The following is a 22090-nucleotide window of genomic DNA, read 5'->3' as shown; positions in this document are numbered from 1 at the left end:
GTGGCTGCTGCCTTCATCGCAAGCCCTTGGGGTCAAGCCCAAGGGCTTGTTGCTTTGTGTCCATGCCCCGTGGTGGCTGCCTGCCTGCGTCGCGTCGGCCAGCGGGCAGAGGGTGTTTCATTACAGACCAGCGCCGCAGCAGCTGTACAGAAAATGAACTGAAGATTGCTCAACGGGGGCTTGCTCAATTTTGGAGCCATGCCCTGAAAGCCAGTGCCGGCGCGGCTTTCCGCGATCCGGTGTGGTGGCTGGCAGAGGGTGGCCGGGCTGGCACGTCCTTCGCACTCCGGATGTTTCCAGGCCACCTTGACCGTGGCCGGGGAGGTTCGGCCCGCCGCGAGCGGTGGGCGGAAGACATCTAAAAACATCTGGAGACACGTCATGCACAAAACCCCGTCCCTTCGTCCGCTGGTCCTTGCACTGCTGGCCTGCGGGAGCACCGCCAGCCACGCCGTGAGCTTCACCCAGAACGACGTCACCCTGGACATCAACGGCACGATCAACGGCTTCTACGTGGCCCGCGAGGCCAAGTCGATCAACCGGGCCACCGGCGCCGAGACCTCGACCACCAACAGCGCGCTCTCCAACGGCCTGCTGCCGGGCTGGATCAACTTCGTCGCGACCACCCACACCCAGGGCCTGGACATCAAGGCCCACATCAGCTTCGCGCCGGGCATCAACAACAACTCCGACGTGGTCGGCCTGCCGATCGGCAACCCCAACCCGAACTCCGGCACCCCGGCCAACCCCTACAGCCAGATCGACACCCGCAACGTGTACTTCCAGTTCGGCAACAACGACTGGGGCACCCTCAAGTTCGGCCGCGACATCGGGCTCTTCGGCCAGAACATCATCCTGTCCGACATGACCCTGTTGGGCGTCGGCGGCACCAGCAACGCGAGCATCCCGTACAACACCACCTTCGGCATGATCGGCCACGGCTACATGTACACCGGCTTCCAGCCGCAGATCACCTACACCACGCCGTCGGTGGGCGGGCTGCAGGCGGCGGCGGGGATCTTCCAGCCGAGCCGCTTCGCCGGCGACGAGACCAAGACGCCGGGCTTCCAGGCCAAGGTGGACTACGACTGGAAGGGCGGCATGCCCGGCAAGGTGTGGGGCGGTCTGGTGACCCAGAGCACCAGCTGTTCGAGCGGCACCTGCGCCACCAAGTCGTTCTCGGCCACCGGCATGGAGCTGGGCGGCAAGGTGGCGTTGGGCAACTTCGAGGCGGTGGCCTATGCCTTCCAGGGCAAGGGCCTGGGCCTATCCACCGTGGGCGCCCAGTTCTTCGACGGCAGCAACGGGGCCGGCAACAAGACCGACTCCCAGGGCTACTTCCTGCAGGGCACCTACAAGATGGGCGCCACCAAGTTCGGCATCAACTACGGCGCCAACAAGGACAAGGACGGCTTTGCGCTGACCGGCGCGGGTACCTCGAACCAGATCACCAACCGGGCGGTGACCCTCGGCGTCTATCATTCGCTGAACAAGTTCATTACCCTCGTGGGCGAGTTCAACAACGAGAAGATCACCAACGTGGCGGACAGCAACTTCGACAACAAGAACCGCACCGTCTCCCTGGGCGGCCTGATCTTCTTCTGACCGGTGATGTCCGGAAGCCGGCTCCCGCCGAGCACCGGGGCGCCCGCTGGGGCGCGCCGGTGGGCTTCCATCCTGCTGTGGGCTTGCACGCTGGCGCTGTCGCCGGTGGGCGGCCCGGCGCGGGCCGCCGCCGACATCGCCGAGCGGGTGGTGGCGGTGGGAGATTTCCAGGCGCTGCGGGAGGCGCTGGTCGACAGTATCGAAGAGGAGGGGCTGGTGGTGAGCGCCATCATCCCCTTCAACGACATGCTGCAGCGGACGGCGCTTGCCGCCGGCCCGGCGGCCGTGTCGCCTTTTTTGCGGGCCGAGATCGTGCAGTTCTGCAGCAGCCGGATCGCCTGGCAGCTGCTGGCGGAAGACCCCGCCCAGATCGCCCTGTGCCCGCTCTCCATCACCATCCAGCAGACCCGCGAGGCCCCCGGCCAGCTGCGCCTGGCGTGGCGTCCCACCGCGGGTTCGACCGCTGGCCGTCGCGCCGCCGATGCGTTGCTGGAACGCCTGGTGGGGCGGGCCGCGGGCCTCGTCCGTTAGCTTGGCGACCCCCTCGCCCGGAGATCCGCTGACCCGATAGCCCGGCAAGCCGCCGGCCCGGGCGCCCGGTGGAGGCGCTCCCGGCCGGCTGGGCGGCGTTCAGCGCGCGGTGGGGTCGGAGGGTTCGTTGAGGGACAGCCAGTACAGCCCGAGCTGGCCGACGGCCTGCAGGAAGCGCTCGAAATCCACCGGTTTGCGGATGTAGCTGTTGGCGCCGAGGCGGTAGGCCTCGAAGATGTCCTGATGTTCCTTGGAGGTGGTCAGCACGACCACGGGGAGCAGGGCGGTGCGTTCGTCCGCGCGGATGCGCCGCAGCACCTCCAGCCCGTCGATGCGCGGGAGCTTGAGATCCAGCAGCACGAAGGCCGGCATGATGAGGCTGTCGCGGCTGGCATACTGGCCGGTGCAGAACAGGTAGTCGAGGGCTTCGACACCGTCGCGGGCCACCACCACCTGGTTAGCGATCTTGTTTTTGCTGAACGCGCGAAGCGTCAGCGCTTCGTCGTCGGGGTTGTCCTCGACGAGGAGGATGGGACGGTCGGTCGCCATAGGTGCTCCTTGACCTTGCCTTTGTCATTTTTATCGAAACCTGTTTTAAATGCTGAAAACAGTAATTTCGAGCCATGCAAGATCATAGGCAGCATCGGGGGCTGGTGGGGTTGACCGAATCCTCACCAGCCCCCCTGTTTTACAACAATTGACCCGCTTCGAGGATAAAAATCTTGTCGTCGCCGCTGGGGGCCGATAACCATGTGGGCGACAGGGTCGGGAAGGCCTCCTCGACGATCTCCCGGTTGTGCCCGACCTCGATGGCCAGCAGGCCCTCGGGGGCGAGGTAGCGGGGGGCGTCGGCCAGCAGCTTGCGCACCAGGTCGAGGCCGTCCTCGCCGGAGCCGAGGGCGAGGCCGGGCTCGTGGAGGTATTCGGCCGGCAGGGCCTCCATCGCCTCGCGGGTGACGTAGGGCGGGTTGCTGAGGATGAAGTCGAAGCGTTGCTCGGGCACCTGGGCGAAGCCGTCCGACTTGACGAGGCGGATGCGGTCTTCGAGGCCGTAGGCGGCGATGTTGGCGGCGGCCACGTCGAGGGCGTCCTGGGAGATGTCCACGGCGACGATCTCGGCGTTGGGGAAGGCGAAGGCCATCAGGATCGCCAGGCAGCCGGAGCCGGTGCACATGTCCATCGCCGCGGTGACGGCTTCGGGGTCCTGAACCCACGGGCTGAAGCCGTCGTGGAGCAGCTCGGCGAAGTAGGAGCGGGGGATGATGACCCGCTTGTCCACCTCGAAGCGGAACTCGCCCAGCCAGGCCTCGCCGGTGATGTAGGCGGCGGGCAGGCGGTCGACGGCGCGCTTCTCGATGACCTCGAGGATGTCCTCGCGCTCGTCGCCGGGGATGCAGGCATCGAGGAAGGGCTCCAGGCGGTCGAGGGGCAGCGCCAGGGTGTGCAGGATGAGGTAGACGGCCTCGTCGTAGGCGTCCTGCAGGCCGTGGCCGTAGAAGCAGCCGGCGCGGTTGAAGCGGGTGACGGCGTAGCGCAGCCAGTCGCGCACGGTGACGAGCTCGGCCAGCGGGCCGTGCTCGTGTTCGTGATCGTGGTCGTCGTCGTGGGCGGTATCGTGATCGTGGGTCATGCCTTGTCCGATGCGGTGAGCAGGTTTTCGAGGGTGCGCCGGTAGATGGCCGAGAGGGGCTCGATGGCGTCGACGGCGATGCACTCGTTGAGCTTGTGGATGGTGGCGTTCACCGGGCCGAACTCGGCGACCTGGGGGCAGATCTCGGCGATGAAGCGGCCGTCGGAGGTGCCGCCAGTGGTGGACAGCTCGGGGGTGATCGCCAGGGTGTCGCGGATCGCCCCTTCGAGGGCCGCGACGAGGGTGCCGCGGGGGGTCAGGAAGGGCTTGCCGCCGAGGGTCCAGGCGAGGTCGTAGTCGAGGCCGTGGCGGTCGAGGATCGCATGCACGCGGGCCTTGAGGGCCTCGGCGGTGTGCACCGTGGCGAAGCGGAAGTTGAACATGACTTCCAGCGTGCCCGGGATGACGTTGGTGGCGCCGGTGCCGGCCTTGATGTTGGACATCTGCCACGAGGTGGGCGGGAAGTATTCGTTGCCCGCGTCCCACACCTCGGCGGCGAGTTCGGCCAGGGCTGGGGCGGCGAGGTGGATGGGGTTCCTGGCGAGCTGGGGGTAGGCGATGTGGCCCTGCACGCCCTTCACGGTGAGCTTGCCCGACAGGCTGCCGCGGCGGCCGTTCTTGATGGTGTCGCCGAGGGTGGCCGAGGAGGTGGGCTCGCCGACGATGCAGTAGTCGAGGGTCTCGCCGCGGGCCTTGAGGGTCTCGACCACCAGGGTGGTGCCGTGGGTGGCGTCGCCTTCTTCGTCGGAGGTGAGCAGCAGGGCGATGGAGCCGGCGTGGTCGGGGTGGGCCGCGACGAAGGCCTCGATGGCGGTCACGAAGGCGGCCAGGGAGGATTTCATGTCGGCGGCGCCGCGGCCGAAGAGCATGCCGTCGCGCTCGGTGGGCTCGAAGGGGTGGGAGTGCCAGGCGTCGAGGGGGCCGGTGGGCACGACGTCGGTGTGGCCGGCAAACACCACCACCGGCGCGGCGGTGCCCCGGCGGGCCCACAGGTTGCTGACGCCGCCGCCGTCGATGCGTTCGCAGACGAAGCCGAGGGGCGCCAGGCGGGCGGCGATGAGTTCGAGGCAGCCGGCGTCTTCGGGGGTCACCGAGGGGCGGGCGATGAGGGTGCGGGTGAGGTCGAGGGTGGGCGTGGTCATGGGGGAAGGTCGGTCGTCGGCAGGCCCGGGCGGCGCGAGCGTGGGCGGCGCGGCCGGGCGCTGCGGGGCGTGGCCCGGGTCAGTCGTTGTCGAGCTGGAGGGTGAACTCGCTGAACGAGGAGCCGTCCGGGTTGGTGGTCTCGAAGTCGATGCCGCTGGCCGGTTTGGCGGCCTTGTCGGCGCCGCCGTTGCCGAACTGGGCGTTGTTGATCAGCCACGACAGGTTGGTGGGCGAGTCGGAGTTGGCGAGGGCCTCTTCGAGGGTGATGATCTTGTCCTTGTAGAGGCGGAACAGATCCTGCTCGAAGGTGCGCGAGCCCTGGGCCAGGCTCTGCTCCATGGCTTCGCGGATGCCGGAGATCTCGCCGCGCTCGATGAGCTCGGTCACCTGGCGCGAGTTGAGCAGGATCTCGACGGCCGGGATGCGCCCGCCGTCGGGGCGCTTGACGAGGCGCTGGGAGATGATGCACTTGAGCGTGGCGGCCAGGTCGAGGGACAGCAGGGTGCGCCCGTCGGTCGGGAAGAAGCTGAAGATCCGGTTGAGGGCGTGGTAGGCGTTGTTGGCGTGCAGCGTGGCGAGGCACAGGTGGCCCGTCTGCGCGTAGGCGAGGGCGGCGGCCATGGTCTCGCGGTCGCGGATCTCGCCGATCAGGATGCAGTCGGGCGCCTGGCGCATCGCGTTGGTGAGGGCGTTGTGCCAGTCGGTGGTGTCGGAGCCGATCTCGCGCTGGTTCACGATCGACATCTTGTGCTTGAACAGATATTCGATCGGGTCTTCGATGGTCAGGATGTGGCCGGAGCGGTGCTCGTTGCGGTAGTCGAGCATCGAGGCGATGGTGGTGGACTTGCCGGAGCCGGTGGCCCCGACGACCAGCACCAGCCCGCGCTTCTCCATGATGACGTCGGAGAGCACCGGCGGCAGGCCGAGGTGTTCGAGCTTGGGGATGTCGCCGGCGATGTAGCGCACGACGATGGCGATGCTGTTGCGCTGCCAGAAGATGTTGACCCGGAAGTTGCCCATGTCGCGGCGCCCGAAGGAGAGATTCATCTCCCGGGTGCTCTCGAAGCGTTCCACCTGCTCCGGCGTCATCATTTCGTAGGCCATGCGGTGGATCATCGTCGGATCCATGGCCTGCTGGTTGATCGGCAGCGTGTTGCCGTCGATCTTGATGTGGATCGGCGTGCCGACCGTGATGAAGATGTCCGAGGCCTTCTTTTCGGCCATCAGGGCGAATAGCTTGTCGATGATCATCGGGCGGGCCGCAATCGAACAGGGGCCGCCCGCGGGCGGCCCGGGAGTGGGGTCAGTCGCGCAGCAGCTCGTTGATGCTGGTCTTGGCGCGGGTCTGGGCGTCAACCTTCTTGACGATCACGGCGCAGTAGAGGCTGTACTTGCCGTCGGCGGAGGGCAGGTTGCCGCTGACGACCACCGAGCCTTCGGGGACGCGGCCGTACATGACTTCGCCGGTGGCGCGGTCGTAGATCTTGGTGCTCTGGCCGATGTAGACGCCCATCGAGATCACGCAGTTGTCCTCGACGATGACGCCCTCGACGACCTCGGAGCGGGCGCCGATGAAGCAGTTGTCGCCGATGATGGTCGGGTTGGCCTGCAGCGGTTCGAGCACGCCGCCGATGCCCACGCCGCCGGAAAGGTGCACGTTCTTGCCGATCTGGGCGCAGGAGCCGACGGTGGCCCAGGTGTCGACCATCGTGCCTTCACCGACATAGGCGCCGATGTTCACGTAGGAGGGCATCAGCACCACGCCCTTGCTGATGAAGCTGCCCTTGCGCGCGACGGCGTTGGGCACCACACGGAAGCCGCCGTGCTGGAAGTCGTGCTCGGTGTAGTTGTCGAACTTGGTCGGGACCTTGTCGTAGTAGCGGGTGTCGCCGCCGGACAGCACCTTGTTGTCGTGGGTGCGGAAGTACAGCAGCACGGCCTTCTTGATCCACTGGTGGGTGACCCACTCGCCGTTGATCTTCTCGGCGACGCGCAGCTTGCCCTGGTCGAGGTCGTCAATGATGTGCTCGATGGCGCGCAGCTGCTCGCTCGTCGCGGTGGTGGGGGACAGCTCGGCGCGGCGCTCCCACAGGTCTTCGATGATGGCGGCAAAGGGGTGTTCGTGATGGGGCATGATATGGACGAGTACGCTCATGGATTATTCGAAAGTTGTTGGGCGAAGGCGGCGATGCGGCGGGCCGCCTCGACGCACTCTGCCAGGTCGGCGACCAGCGCGATGCGCACGAAGCCGGCACCCGGGTTGACCCCGTGGGCCTCGCGGGCGAGGAAGCTGCCGGGCAGAACCGTCACATTATATTCAGCCTGCAGCCGGCGGGCGAACTCGGTGTCGGAAAGGCCCAGGTGATCGACCCTCGCCCACAGGTAGAAGCTGGCGTCGGGCAGGCTCACCTGCAGGTGCTCGGCGAGCATCGGGGTGACCTGGGCGAATTTCTCGCGGTAGAGGCGGCGGTTCTCGATGACGTGGGCTTCGTCGTTCCAGGCGGCGGCGGAGGCGGCCTGCACGGCGGGGCTCATGGCGCAGCCGTGGTAGGTGCGGTAGAGCAGGAAGCGCTTGAGCACCTCGGCGTCGCCGGCGACGAAGCCGGAGCGCATCCCCGGCACGTTGGAGCGCTTCGAGAGGCTGGAGAACATCACCACGTTGCGGAAGTCGCTGCGGCCGAGGCGGTGGGCCGCCTCGAGGCCGCCGACGGGCAGGTGGGCGTCGTCGAAGTAGATCTCGGAATAGCACTCGTCGGCGGCGATGATGAAGCCGTGGCGGTCGGACAGCTCGAACAGCGTCTGCCATTCGGCCAGCGACAGCAGCTTGCCGGTGGGGTTGCCCGGGGAGCACACGAAGACCAGCTGGACGCGCTGCCACACCGACTCGGGCACCGCCGCGAAGTCGGACGCGAAATCGTTGCCCGGCAGGTTGTTGACGAAATACGGCTTGGCGCCGGCCAGGTAGGCCGCGCCCTCGTAGATCTGGTAGAACGGGTTGGGGCACAGCACCAGCGCGTCGGGCCGGGCGCCGTCGATCACGCACTGGGCGAAGGCGAACAGGGCCTCGCGGGAGCCATTGACCGGCAGCACCTGGGTCGCGGCATTGACCTTGGGCAGCTTGAAGCGGCGCTCGAGCCAGCTGGAAATGGACTGGCGCAGGGCGTCGGAGCCCTGGGTGGTCGGGTAGTTGGCGAGGCCGCCCAGGTTGTCGATCAGGCTCTGGCGGATGAAGGCCGGGGTGGCGTGCTGGGGCTCGCCGATGGACAGGCGGATCGGCGCCAGCTCGGCCGGCGGGGTGAGGCCGTCGAAGAGCTTGCGCAGCTTTTCGAAGGGGTAGGGCTGGAGTTCGTCGAGGTGCGGATTCACGTTGGGGGGAGTTCCTGTATTCGGCCCGCTGGGGGCATGAAGAAGGTGCCGCGGGCGGGGGCCGCGCGGAGGCGGTGCCCGGTGCGCCCGGCCGGGTCGTTCAAGCGCCCGCTGGCCACGTTTCGGCCGGATGGTATTATAGCGACCGCGGTTTATGCGGCGGTGCAGCATATTTGCTTGCCCACCCGCCGGCAAAACCTGGTTCCAACCCACAGATTCAGCGCATTTCATCGGACTTCCGTGCGTCTCGCCAAACTAAAACTTGCCGGTTTCAAGACCTTCGTCGACCCGACGACCGTGCTCATGCCGGGCAATCTGGTGGGCGTGGTGGGGCCGAACGGCTGCGGCAAGTCCAACATCATCGACGCGGTGCGCTGGGTGCTCGGCGAGTCGCGGGCCTCGGCCCTGCGCGGCGGCTCGATGCAGGACGTGATCTTCAACGGCTCGACCACCCGCAAGCCGGTCTCGCGGGCCAGCGTCGAGCTGGTCTTCGACAACGCCGAGGGCAAGGCCGCCGGTCAGTGGAAGCCCTACGCCGAGGTGGCGGTGAAGCGCGTGCTCGACCGCAGCGGCGAGTCCACCTATTACATCAATGGTATCCAGGTCCGCCGCAAGGACGTGATCGACCTGTTCCTCGGCACCGGCCTCGGGCCGCGGGCCTACGCGATCATCGAGCAGGGGATGATCTCGCGGATCATCGAGGCGCGGCCCGAAGAGGTGCGCGGCTTCCTGGAGGAGGCCGCCGGCGTCACCAAGTACCGGGAGCGCCGCAAGGAGACCGAGGGCCGGTTATCCGACGCCCGCGACAACCTCACCCGCCTCGAGGACATCCGCAACGAGCTCGGCCAGCAGATCGGCCGCCTCGAAGTCCAGGCCGCGGTGGCCGAGAAGTTCCGCACCCTCAACGCCACCCTCTCCGAGCGCCAGAACCTGCTGTGGCTGATGAAGCGCAACGAGGCCCGGGCCGAGCGCACCCGCCTCGCCGAGGAGCTGGCCGACGCGACCCGCCGCATCGAGGCCGACTCGGCCCACCTGCAGGAGCTCGAAGGCCGCCTCGAGACCGCCCGCGAGGCCCAGTTCTCCGCCAACGAGGGCGTGCAGCAGGCCCAGGGCGCCCTTTACGCGGTGAGCTCCGAGCTCACCCGCCTGGAGGGCGAGCTGGCCCGCCTGCGCGACAGCCGGCGCCTGCTGGAGAGCCGCCTCGCCCAGCTGGAGCGGGACGACGCCCAGTGGCGCAGCCAGCTCGACAACCTCGCTGCCGAGGCCGAGCGCTGGGAGGCCCTGCAGGAAAACGCTGCGCTGCGCGCCGAGCAGGCCGAGGCCCGCCATCTGGAGGCCGCCGACCGCCTGCCCGAGGCCGAGGAGGCCCTGCGCGGCGCCGACGCCACCGCCGCCGCGGTGCGCCGCGAGCTCAACCAGGCCGAGCAGCAGATCCGCGTCGAGGAGACCCACCGCCAGGCCGGCCAGCGCAGCCTCGACGCGCTGGCCCAGCGCCGCGCCCGCCTGCAGCAGGAGCAGGCCTCGGTACAGGCCCCCGACCTGCGCCTGCTGGCCGAGCGCGAGGCGGCGCTGGCCGAGGCCGAGGACACCCTGGAGCGCCAGCAGGGCGACATCGCCGACGCCCAGGCCCGCCTGCCCGCGGCCCAGCAGGCCCTCCGGCAGGCCGTCGACGCCGAACGTCAGGCCCAGCGCCAGGCCACCGAACTCAAGGCCCGCCGCGACGCCCTGGTGCAGCTGCAGAACAAGGTGCAGGTCCAGGGCCAGCTGGGCGACTGGCTCAAGCGCCACCGCCTGGATGCCCTCAAGCCCCTGTGGCAGCGCGTCCGCGTGGAGGCCGGCTGGGAGCTGGCCCTCGAGGCCGTGCTGCGCGAACGCCTCGCCGCGCTGCCCGCCGACGACGGCCAGGCCGCGCTGGCGGCACTGGGCGACAAGGTACCCGGCGCCTTCGCCTTTTTGCTGGCGGGCCTGCCGGCCGACGCCGACGCCTGCGAGGCGCCCGCCGGCACCCAGCCCCTGCTGGCCCGGATCGGCACCGACGATGCGGCGCTTGCCGGCGTGCTGGCCGGCTGGCTGGCGCGGGTCTTCGTGGCCGATGATCTGGGCGCCTGGCTGGCCCGCCGCGCCGAGCTGCCGCCGGGCGTCACGCTGGTCTCCCGGGAGGGGCGGCTGCTCAGCCGCCACGCGCTGGTCCATTACGCCCCCGACTCCCGCACCCACGGCGTCATCGAGCGCCAGCGCGAGATCGACCAGCTGGCCGCCGACGTCGAGCGCGCTCAGGAAGCCGCCGCCCTGGCCCACGAGGCGGTGGCCGAGGCCGAGGCCGTGGCGGCCCAGGTGCAGGACAGCCTCAGCGGCCTGCGCCGCGACGCCCAGGCGCTGCAGGCGCGGGTCCATTCCGAGCAGGTCGAGGTGCTCAAGCTCAACCAGGCGCGGATGCGCTTCGAGGAGCGCTGTGGCCAGATCGAGCGCGACCTCGACGAGATCGCCCACGGCGAACAGGCCGAACGCGACCGCCTGATGCGCTCCGAGACCGAGCTCGAACGGGCCCGCGAGATGGCCGAGCTGCAGCGCGGCCGGCTCGACGCCGCCGAGGCCGTCCGCCGCGAGCGCGAGAGCAGCCTGCGGGAGACCCGCGCCCTTGAACAGGCCCTGGCCCGTGAGCTGCAGGAGGCCCGTCATTCCGAGCGGGAATGCGCCAGCAAGCTCGGCGATATCGCCCGCAACCGGGCGCTGGCCGGCGAGCAGCTGGAGCGCATCGCCGACGAGCTCACCGAGCGCCGCGAGACGCTGCTGGAGATCGACGAGGTCTCGGTGGCGAACGCGCTGCAGGAAGCCGTCGCGCTGCGCGCCGCCCGCGAGGCCGCGCTGGCCGAGAGCCGCAACACCCTGGAGGGCGCCAATGCGCTGCTGCGCGGCCTCGAGGAAGACCGCCAGCGCACCGAGCACGCCGCGGCGCCCCAGCGGGAGCGCGTCGCCGACCTGCGCCTGCGCGTGCAGGCCGCCGAGCTGGCCGAGGGGCAGCACGCCGCCCGCCTCGAGGAGGCCCAGGCCGACGAGGCCCGCCTGCTGCCGCTGCTCACCGCCGACCTCAAGGAAGGCTCGCTGCAGCGCGAACTTGCCCGTCTCGGGCGGGAGATCGCCGAGCTGGGGGCGGTCAACCTCGCCGCCCTCGACGAGCTGCGCAGCGCCTCCGAGCGCAAGACCTACCTGGACGTCCAGGCCGAAGACCTGCTCGGCGCCATCGAGACCCTCGAGGACGCGATCCGGCGCATCGACAGGGAAACGCGGGAACAGTTGCAGGAGACGTACAATACCGTCAATCACCACTTCGGCAGCCTGTTTCCCATGCTGTTCGGCGGCGGTGAAGCGCGGCTGGTCCTGACCGGCGACGAGATCCTCGATGCGGGCATCTCCATCGTCGCCCAGCCGCCGGGCAAGAAGAACAGTTCCATCCAGCTGCTCTCGGGCGGCGAAAAGGCCCTGACCGCGATTGCGCTGGTGTTCTCGATGTTCCAGCTCAATCCGGCGCCCTTCTGCATGCTGGATGAGGTGGATGCCCCGCTCGACGACTCCAACACCGAGCGTTACTGCCAGATGGTCAAGCGCATGTCGTCGCAGACCCAGTTCATCTTCATCAGCCACAGCAAGATCACCATGGAGATCGCGCAGCAGCTGGTGGGGGTGACGATGCAGGAGCAAGGGGTGTCGCGGGTGGTGGAAGTGGATATCGAAGAAGCGCTGCGTCTGGCCGAGACGGTCGCAGCCTGACGCAGTAAACAAGGAACAGCGATGTCGATCAGTGAGTTGCAGATGGGTTTGATCGGTGCCGGCGGCGTGGTCGTCGTCGGTATCTTTGCGTTGAACAAGTGGCAGGAGCGCAAGCAGCGCAAGGCCGCCGAGGCCCTCGCCAACGTGGGCCTGCAGGAGCCGGTGGTCGGTGAGCCGGCCGCGCCGGGCGCCGATCGCCTGGAGCCGGTGATCGCCGGCGAGGCGCCGCCGCGCCCCGCGCCCTCCGAGCAGGAGCTCCGCGACGCCAGCGCCCGCCGGGTCCCGCTGCTGCCGCCCGAGGTGGACGAGCGCGCCGACTGGGTGGTGCGCATCGAGTCCATCGAGTCCGTGGTGGCCGGCCAGTTCTGCCATGCCGCCGCCCAGCACCTCGACGGCATCGGCAAGCCCCTGCGCTGGTTCGGCTTTTCCGACACCGACAACCGCTGGGAGCCCCTCAACCCCCACGGCGCTTCCCGCTACCACTGGCTGTGCGCTGCGCTTCAGCTGGTCGACCGCCGCGGCGCGGCGTCCGAGGGCGAGCTGGCCCAGCTGGCGGCGGGGCTGCAGCGGGTCTGCGATGCCTTCATGGCGATCCCGCTGCTGCCGGCCCGGGCCGAGGCGGTGGCCCGCGGCGCGGCCCTCGACCAGTTCTGCGCCGGCGTCGACATCCAGATCGGCGTCAACGTGCTGGCCCGCGACCGGGCCCTTCCCGGCGCCAAGCTGAGCGGCCTGCTGCAGACCGCCGGGCTGGAGCTGCTGGGCGACGGCAGCTTCCATGCCCGCGACGACAAGGGGGCGACCGAGTTTGTCTTCTCCAACCTCGAGCCGGTGCTGTTCACTGCCGAGGGGATGCGCAGCATGACGACCCAGGGCGTCACCCTCATCCTCGACGTGCCCCGCGTGGCCGACGGCGTGCGCGCCTTCGAGCGCATGATGAAGCTCGCCCAGCATGTCGCCGACGCCCTCGGCGGCGTGGTGGTGGACGACAACCGCTCGCCCCTCGGCGACAAGGCGGCGGGCATGATCCGCAGCCAGATCGAACAGTTCCAGGGCCAGATGGCCGAGCACGGCATCCCGGCCGGTTCGCCGCTGGCCCTGCGCCTCTTCGCCTGATCGGGCCGGCCGATGGCTGCCAGTCCGGAACTCCGTGCGCGGGTGGACGCCCTGCGCGCGGAGCTGCAGGCCCATGACCACGCCTATTACGTCCTCGACGCGCCGACCGTCCCCGACGCCGAGTACGACCGCCTGTTCCGCGAGCTCCAGGCCCTGGAGCTCGCCCATCCCGAGCTCCTGAGCCCCGACTCGCCCACCCAGCGGGTCGGCGGCGCGCCGTCTCCCGAGCTGCTGCCGGTGGCCCACCGGGTGCAGATGCTGTCGATCCGCACCGAGACCGACACCACCGAGCAGGGCGCGATCGCCTTCGACGCCCGCGTGCGCCGGGCACTGGGCCTCGACGACGAGGCCCCGCCGCTGGTCTATGCGGCCGAGCTCAAATTCGACGGCCTCGCCATCAACCTGCGCTACGAAGACGGCCTGCTGGTGCTGGCGGCGACCCGCGGCGACGGTAGTACCGGCGAGGACGTGACCCGCAACGTGCGCACCGTGCGGCAGATCCCGCTGCGCCTCCAGGGCGAGGCGCCGCCGGTGCTCGAGGTGCGCGGCGAGATTTACATGCGCCGCGACGACTTCGAGCGCCTCAACGCGGCCCAGGCGGCGGAGGGCCAGAAGGTGTTCGTCAACCCCCGCAATGCGGCGGCCGGCAGCCTGCGTCAGCTCGACCCGGGCATCACCGCGCGGCGCCCGCTGTCCTTTTACGCCTACGGGCTCGGTGAGGTGCAGGGCTGGCCGATGCCCGACACCCACAGCGGCATCCTCGATGCGCTGGCTGCCTGCGGCCTGCCGGTGTGCGAGCACCGCTGCACTTCCGTCGGGCCGGAGGGCCTTGCGCGCTTCCACACCGAGATGGCGGCGCTGCGGCCCAGCCTGCCCTTCGACATCGACGGCGTTGTTTATAAGGTGGATTCGCTGATCCGCCAGCAGGAACTCGGCTTTGTCTCCCGTGAGCCGCGCTGGGCGGTGGCCCACAAGTATCCGGCCCAGGAGGTGGCGACCCGCCTGCTGGGCATCGACGTGCAGGTGGGCCGCACCGGGGCGATCACCCCGGTGGCGCGTCTGGAGCCGGTGTTCGTCGGCGGGGTCACGGTCACCAACGCCACGCTCCACAACCAGGGCGAGATCGACCGCAAGGATGTGCGCATCGGCGACTGGGTGGTGGTGCGCCGGGCCGGCGACGTGATTCCCGAGGTGGTCGGGGCCATCCCCGAGCGGCGCGACGGCGAACTGCCGCGCTTCGATCTGCTGGCCTCCATCGACCACAAGTGCCCCGAATGCGGCTCCCACGTGGTGCGCGGCGAGGACGAGGCGGTGGCCCGCTGCACCGGCGGCCTGTTCTGCCCGGCCCAGTGCCGGCAGGCCCTGCTGCACTTCGCCGGGCGCCGGGCGGTGGACATCGACGGGCTCGGGGAACAAATCGTAACGCAGCTCGTGACGGGAGGCATGGTCCGCACACCGGCCGACCTGTATGATGCCGGGCGCATCAACGCGGTTTCCCTCGCGGGCCTCGAGCGGATGGGCGAGAAATCCGCCGCCAACCTGCTCGCGGCCATCGGGAAGAGCCGTGACACGACCCTGGCCCGCTTCATCTTCGCGCTGGGCATCCGCAACGTCGGCGAGACGACCGCCAAGGATCTGGCCCGTCACTTCGGCAATCTCGATGCCCTGCTGGCGGCCGACGAGGCAGCCCTGCTGCAGGTGCCCGACGTGGGCCCGGTGGTAGCGAAGTGCATCAGCGAGTTCTTTGCCGAGCCCCATAACCGCGACGTGATCGCCGCGCTGCGGCGGGAGATGCGCTGGGCCGAGGGGGAGGGTGCGGCCCGCCCGGTGGACGGGCGCTTTGCCGGCAAGACCTTCGTGCTCACCGGCACGCTGCCGACCCTGCGCCGCGACGAGGCGGCGGCGATGATCGAGGCGGCCGGCGGCAAGGTGGCCGGGTCGGTGTCGAAGAAGACGGATTACGTGGTGGCCGGCGCGGATGCCGGCAGCAAGCTCGACAAGGCGCAGCAGCTGGGCGTCGCGGTGCTGGACGAAGACGCCCTGCGCGCCCTGTTGGGGCCGGCGCAGGGCCCGGCTGGGCAGGCGGAATTATTCGGAGAGTGACGATGAAGAAAGTGACGAAGGCGGTCTTCCCGGTGGCGGGTCTCGGCAGCCGTTTCCTGCCGGCCACCAAGGCCAGCCCCAAGGAGATGATGCCCATCGTGGACAAGCCCCTGATCCAGTACGCGGTCGAGGAGGCGGTGGCGGCGGGGGTGACCGACCTGGTCTTCATCACCGGCCGCTCGAAGCGCGCCATCGAGGACCACTTCGACAAGGCCTACGAGCTCGAGACCGAGCTCGAGAACCGCGGCAAGACTGAGCTGCTGAAGATCGTCCGCGACACCGTGCCGTCCCACGTCAACTGCATCTACATCCGCCAGGCGGAGGCCCTCGGCCTCGGCCACGCGGTGCTGTGCGCGGCGCCGGTGGTGGGCGACGAGCCTTTCGCGGTGCTGCTCGCCGACGATCTGCTCGACGGCGAGGGCGCCTCGCCGGTGATGAAGCAGATGGTGGACGTGTACAACTACAACCGCTGCTCGGTGCTCGGCGTGATGAATGTGCCGCTGGCCCAGACGCGCCAGTACGGCATCGTCAGCACGGAGCGCGACGTGGGCGACATCCAGCGCGTCACCGGCATCGTCGAGAAGCCGAAGCCCGAGGAGGCGCCGTCCACCCAGGCGGTGGTGGGGCGCTACATCCTGACCGGGCGCATCTTCGAGCATCTGCGCCAGCTCAAGCCGGGCGCCGGCGGCGAGCTGCAGCTCACCGACGCGATCGCCTCGCTCCTCAAGGAAGAGGCGGTGCTGGCCTATCAGTTCAAGGGCACCCGCTACGACTGCGGCTCCAAGCTGGGCTACCTGCAGGCCACCGTCGAACTCGCGCTGAAGCATCCCGAGGTGAGCGCCGAGTTCGCCGCCTACCTGGCTTCCCGCAGCTGAGGGCGGGGCCTCTCTGCGGCCGGCGGGGGACAGCCCCGCCGCTGACGGCACAAAAAAAGCGCGGCCTTCGAGCCGCGCTTTTTATTGGCTACCCGGGGCGTGAACCCCGGCGGGTAGCGATCATGCCTCTTCGCGGGACGCGCGCTTGCGCTCGTGCTCCTTGAGGAAGCGCTTGCGCAGGCGGATGTTCTTGGGGGTGATCTCGACGATCTCGTCGTCGGCGATGAACTCGATGGCGGATTCGAGGGTCAGCTGGATCGGGTTGATCAGGCGCACGGCTTCGTCGGTGCCGGAGGCACGCACGTTGGTCAGCTGCTTGCCCTTGATCGGGTTCACCACCAGGTCGTTGTCGCGGGTGTGGATGCCGATGATCATGCCTTCGTACAGCGCGTCGCCCGGGCTCACGAACATGCGGCCGCGGTCCTGCAGGTTCCACAGGGCGTAGGCCACGGCCTCGCCGTCGTTCTGGGAGATCAGCACGCCGTTGCGGCGCTCGGCCATCTGGCCGGCCATCGGGCCGTAGTCGTCGAACACGTGGCTGGCGAGGCCGGTGCCGCGGGTCATGGTGAGGAACTCGCCCTGGAAGCCGATCAGGCCGCGGGCCGGGATGCGGTATTCGAGGCGCACGCGGCCCTTGCCGTCCGGCTGCATGTCCTGGAGTTCGCCACGGCGGCGGCCGAGCTCTTCCATCACGCCGCCCTGGTGTTCTTCTTCGACGTCGACGGTGAGCATCTCGTAGGGCTCGCACTTGACACCGTCGATCTCCTTGAACACCACGCGCGGGCGGCCGACGGCCAGCTCGTAGCCTTCGCGGCGCATGTTCTCGAGGAGGATGGTGAGGTGCAGTTCGCCACGGCCGGAGACCTCGAAGGTGTCGGAGTCGCTGGTGAAGTTGACGCGCAGGGCGACGTTCTTGAGCAGCTCTTTTTCGAGGCGCTCGCGGATCTGGCGGCTGGTGACGAACTTGCCTTCGCGGCCGGCCAGCGGCGAGGAGTTGACCATGAAGTTCATGGTGAGCGTGGGTTCGTCGACGGCGATCGGGGTCATGCCCTCGAGGCAGTCGGGGTCGCACAGGGTGACGCCGATGTTGACCTGCTGGATGCCGGCCACCAGCACGATGTCGCCGGCCTCGGCGACTTCGGCGGGGCTGCGCTCCAGGCCCTTGAAGGTGAGGATCTGGCTGACCTTGCCCTTGCCGCGGTTCTCGTCGCCGTACATGACCACGACTTCCTGGTTGGGCTTGATGCGGCCGCGCTTGATGCGGCCGATGCCGATCTGGCCCATGTAGGTGGAGTAGTCGAGGGAGCAGACCTGCATCTGCAGCGGGCCGTCGGCGTCGACTTCGGGGGCCGGCACGTGCTTGAGGATGGCTTCGAACAGCGGGCGCATGTCGGTGCGCTCGTCGTCGAGGTTTTCCATCGCGAAGCCGTTGAGGCCGGAGGCGTAGATGATCGGGAAGTCGAGCTGCTCGTCGGTGGCGCCGAGCTTGTCGAAGAGGTCGAAGGTGTGGTTGATGACCCAGTCGGGGCGGGCGCCCGGACGGTCGATCTTGTTGATCACGACGATCGGCTTGAGGCCGAGGGCCAGGGCCTTGCGGGTCACGAAGCGGGTCTGGGGCATCGGGCCTTCGACCGAGTCAACCAGCAGCAGCACGCTGTCGACCATGGAGAGCACGCGCTCGACCTCGCCGCCGAAGTCGGCGTGGCCCGGGGTGTCGACGATGTTGATGTGGGTGTCGCCGTACTGGATCGCGCAGTTCTTGGACAGGATGGTGATGCCGCGTTCTTTTTCGATATCCCCCGAGTCCATGATGCGTTCGCTGACCTGCTGGTTTTCACGGAAGGTGCCGGACTGGCGCAGGAGCTGGTCGACGAGGGTGGTCTTGCCGTGGTCGACGTGGGCGATGATTGCAATGTTGCGGATGGCGCGGGACATGGGGTTGGATACCGGAAAGTGCTTGTAAACCCAAAATTTTAGCACGTCTTTTCGCAATGCAGCATCACCGGCGTCACGGGTGTCGCGTGCTAAGATTCCGGCCCGATTCGGCTTTCTAGGAGCAGCCCGGCATGCTGGCGATTATTGGCGGTAGTGGTTTGACGCAACTGGCGAACCTCAACGTGGTGCGCCGGGAGGTGGTTCGCACTCCCTATGGCGAGCCGTCCGGGGCGCTGACCTTCGGGCGCCTGTGCGAGCAGCCGGTGGTCTTCCTGGCCCGCCACGGCTACGGCCACACCATCCCGCCCCATCAGGTCAACTACCAGGCCAACCTGTGGGCGCTGAAGGAGGCCAGGGCGGAGGTCATCATCTCGGTGGCGTCGGTGGGGGGTATCCGCGCCGACCTGTGCCCCGGCACGCTGGTGGTGCCCGACCAGATCATCGACTACACCTGGGGCCGCAAGAGCACCTTCCACGAGGGGCTGGACGAGCCCGTGGTGCATATCGACTTCACCGAGCCCTACGACGCGGCGGTGCGCCGGCGCATCCTGGCGGCCGGTGCGGCGGCTGGCGAGAAGGTCTTCGACGGCGCGGTGTATGCCGCGACCCAGGGTCCGCGCCTCGAGACGGCCGCCGAGATCAACCGCCTGGCGCGGGATGGCGCCGACGTGGTGGGGATGACCGGCATGCCCGAGGCCGCCCTGGCCCGCGAGCTGGGCATCCCTTACGCGGCGATCAACGTGGTGGCCAACTACGCCGCCGGCCGCGCCGACAGCTCCCAGCGGATCTGCTTCGACAGCATCGAGACCGTGCTCCACGAGGCGATGGGGCGTGTCCGCAAGGTGCTCGAGCATCTGTGCACCGTATGATCCGCGACGTCCTGCGCATGGGCGACCCGCGCCTGCTGCGGCGCGCCCGGCCGGTGGAGGCCTTCGGCACGCCCGAGCTGGCGGGGCTGCTGGCCGACATGCGCGACACCATGGCGGCGCTGTCGGGGGCGGGGCTGGCGGCGCCGCAGATCGGCGTCGATCTGCGGGTGGTGATCTTCGGTGGCGGCGCGAACCCGCGCTACCCGGACGCGGCGGCGGTGCCCGACACGGTGCTGATCAATCCGCAGCTCACGCCCCTCGGCGCGGAGGAGGCGGGCGGCTGGGAGGGCTGCCTGTCGGTGCCCGGCCTGCGGGGCTGGGTGCCGCGCTGGACGCGCCTGCGCTACACCGGCTTCGACGCCGCCGGCCAGCCCATCGACCGCATCGCCACGGGCTTTCATGCCCGCGTGGTGCAGCATGAGTGCGACCACCTGGACGGCGTCCTCTACCCCATGCGGGTGCGGGATTTCTCGCGCTTCGGCTTCACCGAGGTGCTGTTTCCGGACGGTTTGGTGGCGGCGGACGACTGAGCCGCCGGCCGGCACCCCAGGGCGCCGGCGGTGGCGTTCAGATCGCCAGCTTTTCGAGCAGCTCGGTTTCGATCCGGACGACGTCCGAGTCGTGGCCGAGGCCGGGCCCGCTGATCAGGAAGGTATCCTCGATGCGTGCCCCGAGGGTGGCGATCTTGGCCGTGTGCAGGTTGATGCCGTGGCGCACCAGCGTCTCGGCGATGCCGAACAGCAGCCCGGGGCGGTCGGCGGCGGTGACCGACATGATGTAGTGCTGCCCGCGTTCGTCGGGGCGGATGTTCACCGTCGGGGTGATCGGGAAGTGCTTGACCTCGCGGGGCAGCCGCCCGCCGGCCGGACGGTCGGCCGGGGAGTCGCTCTTGAGGCGTTCGGCGAGATCGTGTTCGAGCAGGTTGATGAGATCGCGGTAGTGTATCTCCTGGCCCGGGTCGAGCAGCACGAAGCTGTCGAGGGCGTAGCCGTTGCGGGTGGTGTGGATCTTGGCGTCGGCGATGGTGAAGCCGAGCCGGGCAAAGAAGCCGCACAGCCGCATGAAGAGGTCGCCGCTGTCGCGCATGTACACCATCACCTGCAGGCCCTCGCTGCTCTGGCTCGGGCGGGCCTTGACCACCGGCTCCTCGGTTTCGACGCGGTAATACAGCATGCGCGTGTGCCAGGCGATCTCCTCGGGGTCGTGGCGCATGAAGTAAACAGTGTCGAACTGGGCCCACAGGGCGTCTTCGGTGCCCGGGCGCAGGCCGTAGTAGCGCAGCAGGTTGCGGGCCTCGTCCTGGCGGACGGGGGTGCCCAGGGCCTGTTGCGGGGTGGCGCCGCGCAGCAGGCGCTGGGTGGCCAGGAACAGGTCTTCGAGGAGCTTGCCCTTCCAGCCGTTCCACACCTTGGGGCTGGTGCCGCGGATGTCGGCGTGGGTCAGGATGTACAGCGCGGTGAGCCGCCGCTCGGTCTTGACCAGGGCGGCGAAACGCTGGATGACCTCGAGGTCGGAGAGGTCCTGCTTCTGGGCGACGTTGGACATCGACAGGTGCTGGCCGACCAGCCATTCGACCAGCTCGGTGTCGGTTTCGTCGAGGCCGTGGGCGACGCAGAAGTCGCGCGCGTCCTTCATGCCGAGTCGGGAGTGGTCGCCCCCGCGCCCCTTGGCGATGTCGTGGAACAGCGCCGCGATGTAGATCAGCCACGGCTTCTCGAAGCTGGTGGCGAGGCGCGTCATCATCGGGTATTCGTGGGCGTGCTCGGCGACCATCAGGCGGCGCACGTTGCGCAGCACCTGCATGATGTGCTGATCCACGGTGTACACATGGAACAGGTCGTGCTGCATCTGGCCGACGATGCGCCGCCAGGCGGGCAGGTAATAGCTCAGGATGCCGTACTTGTTCATCCGCCGCATTTCCTGGATCACGCCGCGCTTCTGCTGCAGCAGGCGCAGGAACATCGCCCGGTTGGCCGGGTCGCGGCGGAAGTCGGCGTTGATCAGCTTGCGGCCGTGCCACAGGGCCCGCAGGGTGCGGGCGGTCATGCCCTTCAGTTCGGAGCGCTGCTGCAGGAGCAGGAAGCATTCGAGCAGCGCGCCGGGGTGGCGGACGAAGACGCCCTCGTCACGTACGTCGAGGAGCTCGCGCACGCACTGGAAGCGCTCGTTGATGTTGATCGCCACCGGGTGCCGGTCGGGGAAGAAGGCCACCCCGAAGTTGAGCATCAGGATGGCGTTGAGCTGGGTGACCTTCTTGGCCGTGCGGTAGTACTCCTGCATGAAGACTTCCGACGCCCGGCGGACGTCGGTGCCCTCGCAGCCGAACAGGCGGGCGAGCCGCTCCTGGTGGTCGAAGAGCAGGCGGTCCTCGCGGCGGCCGGTGAGGTGATGCAGGCGTATCCGCACATGCTGCAGGAAGCGTTCGAGCTCGCGCAGCTCGGTGGCTTCGTAGGGGGTGATCAGGTGGCGCCGGGCGAGGTCGCGCCAGTGGGTGCCAAAGCCGGCGGCGCGGCTGATCCAGCCGATCAGCTGCAGGTCGCGCAGGCCGCCGGGGCTCTCCTTGCAGTTGGGCTCGAGGGAGTAGGGCGTGTCGTCGTGGCGGGTGTGGCGCTGGTCCTGCTCCAGGCGCTTGGCCTTGAAGAACTGGCCCGGATTCACCTGGCTGCGCAGCGTGGTCTCGAAGAGGGCGAACAGCCGCGCGTTGCCACCGACGAGGCGCGCTTCGAGGAGGTTGGTGAGCACCGTGATGTCGCGGCCGGCCTCGTCGATGCATTCGGCGATGGTCCGCACGCTGTGCCCGATGTCCAGCCCGATGTCCCAGAACAGCCCGATCATCTGGGTCAGGCGCTCGCAGGTGTCCTCGTCGGGGGCCTCCTCGAGGAGGAACAGGAGGTCCACGTCGGAGCACGGGAAGAGCTCCTCGCGCCCGTAGCCGCCCACCGCCACCAGCGCGGCCGACGGCGGCAGGCCGAAGGATTGCCAGATCTCGAGGAGCACGCCATCGACCAGGCGCGAGCGCCCCTTCAGGATGGGCTCGGTGCGGGGGTGGGCTTCATAGGCGCTGCGGAGCGCCTCGCTGCCGCTCTTGAGGCGCGCCTTGCAGCGGTTGATCAGTTCGCGGCTGGCGTCCGGGGTGGGGCTGTCGGGCATGG

General features: G+C 68.9%; 16 protein-coding genes. 8 read left to right on the top strand and 8 right to left on the bottom strand.

Features of this window, described 5'->3' with window-relative positions; genetic code table 11:
* Nucleotides 1–381: 381 nt before the first annotated feature.
* The gene (locus ACE3OU_RS07915) at nucleotides 382–1605 is read left to right on the top strand and encodes a porin (RefSeq protein WP_374241005.1); all 1224 of its coding nucleotides are present in this window, start codon (nucleotides 382–384) and stop codon (nucleotides 1603–1605) included.
* A gap of 6 nt (nucleotides 1606–1611) precedes the next feature.
* Nucleotides 1612–2136 carry a DUF302 domain-containing protein gene (locus ACE3OU_RS07910; RefSeq protein WP_374241004.1) on the top strand — a complete coding sequence of 175 codons (525 nt, stop codon included), beginning with the start codon at nucleotides 1612–1614 and terminating at the stop codon, nucleotides 2134–2136.
* A gap of 99 nt (nucleotides 2137–2235) precedes the next feature.
* On the opposite strand, the gene ACE3OU_RS07905 is transcribed toward ACE3OU_RS07910, so the two are convergent.
* The 6 genes from ACE3OU_RS07905 to dapC form a co-directional block, all read right to left on the bottom strand.
* On the bottom strand, nucleotides 2236–2685 hold the full coding sequence (locus ACE3OU_RS07905; RefSeq protein WP_374241003.1) for a response regulator: 450 nt from the start codon (nucleotides 2683–2685) through the stop codon (nucleotides 2236–2238).
* Nucleotides 2686–2824: 139 nt separating this feature from the next.
* Entirely contained in the window at nucleotides 2825–3766 is a 942-nt protein-coding gene (prmB, locus tag ACE3OU_RS07900; RefSeq protein WP_374241002.1) for a 50S ribosomal protein L3 N(5)-glutamine methyltransferase, read from the bottom strand.
* Nucleotides 3763–4908 carry a succinyl-diaminopimelate desuccinylase gene (dapE, locus tag ACE3OU_RS07895; RefSeq protein WP_374241001.1) on the bottom strand — a complete coding sequence of 382 codons (1146 nt, stop codon included), beginning with the start codon at nucleotides 4906–4908 and terminating at the stop codon, nucleotides 3763–3765. Before dapE ends, prmB begins: the two co-directional genes overlap by 4 nt.
* Before the next feature lie 79 nt (nucleotides 4909–4987).
* On the bottom strand, nucleotides 4988–6160 hold the full coding sequence (locus ACE3OU_RS07890) for a PilT/PilU family type 4a pilus ATPase (protein ID WP_374241000.1): 1173 nt from the start codon (nucleotides 6158–6160) through the stop codon (nucleotides 4988–4990).
* Nucleotides 6161–6212: 52 nt separating this feature from the next.
* On the bottom strand, nucleotides 6213–7064 hold the full coding sequence (gene dapD / locus ACE3OU_RS07885; protein ID WP_374240999.1) for a 2,3,4,5-tetrahydropyridine-2,6-dicarboxylate N-succinyltransferase: 852 nt from the start codon (nucleotides 7062–7064) through the stop codon (nucleotides 6213–6215).
* Nucleotides 7061–8275 carry a succinyldiaminopimelate transaminase gene (dapC, locus tag ACE3OU_RS07880; protein WP_374240998.1) on the bottom strand — a complete coding sequence of 405 codons (1215 nt, stop codon included), beginning with the start codon at nucleotides 8273–8275 and terminating at the stop codon, nucleotides 7061–7063. Before dapC ends, dapD begins: the two co-directional genes overlap by 4 nt.
* Nucleotides 8276–8515: 240 nt before the next feature.
* On the opposite strand from dapC, the gene smc reads away from it, so the two are divergent.
* From smc to galU, 4 genes are read left to right on the top strand one after another with little or no spacing between them, the layout of a single operon-like run.
* The gene (gene smc / locus ACE3OU_RS07875; RefSeq protein ID WP_374240997.1) at nucleotides 8516–12043 is read left to right on the top strand and encodes a chromosome segregation protein SMC; all 3528 of its coding nucleotides are present in this window, start codon (nucleotides 8516–8518) and stop codon (nucleotides 12041–12043) included.
* A 21-nt stretch (nucleotides 12044–12064) separates the two neighbouring features.
* Entirely contained in the window at nucleotides 12065–13156 is a 1092-nt protein-coding gene (locus tag ACE3OU_RS07870) for a cell division protein ZipA C-terminal FtsZ-binding domain-containing protein (protein WP_374240995.1), read from the top strand.
* Nucleotides 13157–13168: 12 nt separating this feature from the next.
* Nucleotides 13169–15259 (top strand): NAD-dependent DNA ligase LigA, encoded by a 2091-nt coding sequence (gene ligA, locus ACE3OU_RS07865; protein WP_374240994.1) that lies wholly within the window; start codon nucleotides 13169–13171, stop codon nucleotides 15257–15259.
* A gap of 2 nt (nucleotides 15260–15261) precedes the next feature.
* Nucleotides 15262–16134, top strand: coding sequence for a UTP--glucose-1-phosphate uridylyltransferase GalU (gene galU, locus ACE3OU_RS07860; protein ID WP_374240993.1), 873 nt, complete (start codon nucleotides 15262–15264; stop codon nucleotides 16132–16134).
* Nucleotides 16135–16254: 120 nt separating this feature from the next.
* Here the strand turns inward: galU and typA are convergent, their stop codons facing one another.
* On the bottom strand, nucleotides 16255–18069 hold the full coding sequence (typA, locus tag ACE3OU_RS07855; RefSeq protein WP_374240992.1) for a translational GTPase TypA: 1815 nt from the start codon (nucleotides 18067–18069) through the stop codon (nucleotides 16255–16257).
* Nucleotides 18070–18200: 131 nt separating this feature from the next.
* Here typA and ACE3OU_RS07850 point away from each other — a divergent pair, with 131 nt between their 5' ends.
* Nucleotides 18201–18938, top strand: a complete 738-nt coding sequence (locus ACE3OU_RS07850; protein WP_374240991.1) for an S-methyl-5'-thioinosine phosphorylase — start codon at nucleotides 18201–18203, stop codon at nucleotides 18936–18938.
* Nucleotides 18935–19468 (top strand): peptide deformylase, encoded by a 534-nt coding sequence (gene def, locus ACE3OU_RS07845; RefSeq protein WP_374240990.1) that lies wholly within the window; start codon nucleotides 18935–18937, stop codon nucleotides 19466–19468. Before ACE3OU_RS07850 ends, def begins: the two co-directional genes overlap by 4 nt.
* A gap of 37 nt (nucleotides 19469–19505) precedes the next feature.
* Here def and ACE3OU_RS07840 read toward each other — a convergent pair whose 3' ends face one another.
* Entirely contained in the window at nucleotides 19506–22088 is a 2583-nt protein-coding gene (locus ACE3OU_RS07840; RefSeq protein ID WP_374240989.1) for a [protein-PII] uridylyltransferase, read from the bottom strand.
* Nucleotides 22089–22090: the final 2 nt, after the last annotated feature.

The organism is Zoogloea sp. (assembly GCF_041908905.1).
Taxonomy (GTDB): Bacteria; Pseudomonadota; Gammaproteobacteria; order Burkholderiales; family Rhodocyclaceae; genus Zoogloea.
The sequence above is the reverse complement of the archived record's forward strand: the minus strand, read 5'-3'. Positions and strand labels throughout refer to the sequence as shown.

Excerpts from the sequence above, each read along its gene's own strand:
- ACE3OU_RS07915 (WP_374241005.1), top strand. The coding sequence starts at position 382 with ATGCACAAAACCCCGTCCCTTCGTCCGCTGGTCCTTGCACTGCTGGCC.
- ACE3OU_RS07910 (WP_374241004.1), top strand. The coding sequence starts at position 1,612 with ATGTCCGGAAGCCGGCTCCCGCCGAGCACCGGGGCGCCCGCTGGGGCG.
- ACE3OU_RS07905 (WP_374241003.1), bottom strand. The coding sequence starts at position 2,685 with ATGGCGACCGACCGTCCCATCCTCCTCGTCGAGGACAACCCCGACGAC.
- prmB (WP_374241002.1), bottom strand. The coding sequence starts at position 3,766 with ATGACCCACGATCACGATACCGCCCACGACGACGACCACGATCACGAA.
- dapE (WP_374241001.1), bottom strand. The coding sequence starts at position 4,908 with ATGACCACGCCCACCCTCGACCTCACCCGCACCCTCATCGCCCGCCCC.
- ACE3OU_RS07890 (WP_374241000.1), bottom strand. The coding sequence starts at position 6,160 with ATGATCATCGACAAGCTATTCGCCCTGATGGCCGAAAAGAAGGCCTCG.
- dapD (WP_374240999.1), bottom strand. The coding sequence starts at position 7,064 with ATGAGCGTACTCGTCCATATCATGCCCCATCACGAACACCCCTTTGCC.
- ACE3OU_RS07870 (WP_374240995.1), top strand. The coding sequence starts at position 12,065 with ATGTCGATCAGTGAGTTGCAGATGGGTTTGATCGGTGCCGGCGGCGTG.
- ligA (WP_374240994.1), top strand. The coding sequence starts at position 13,169 with ATGGCTGCCAGTCCGGAACTCCGTGCGCGGGTGGACGCCCTGCGCGCG.
- galU (WP_374240993.1), top strand. The coding sequence starts at position 15,262 with ATGAAGAAAGTGACGAAGGCGGTCTTCCCGGTGGCGGGTCTCGGCAGC.
- typA (WP_374240992.1), bottom strand. The coding sequence starts at position 18,069 with ATGTCCCGCGCCATCCGCAACATTGCAATCATCGCCCACGTCGACCAC.
- ACE3OU_RS07850 (WP_374240991.1), top strand. The coding sequence starts at position 18,201 with ATGCTGGCGATTATTGGCGGTAGTGGTTTGACGCAACTGGCGAACCTC.
- def (WP_374240990.1), top strand. The coding sequence starts at position 18,935 with ATGATCCGCGACGTCCTGCGCATGGGCGACCCGCGCCTGCTGCGGCGC.
- ACE3OU_RS07840 (WP_374240989.1), bottom strand. The coding sequence starts at position 22,088 with ATGCCCGACAGCCCCACCCCGGACGCCAGCCGCGAACTGATCAACCGC.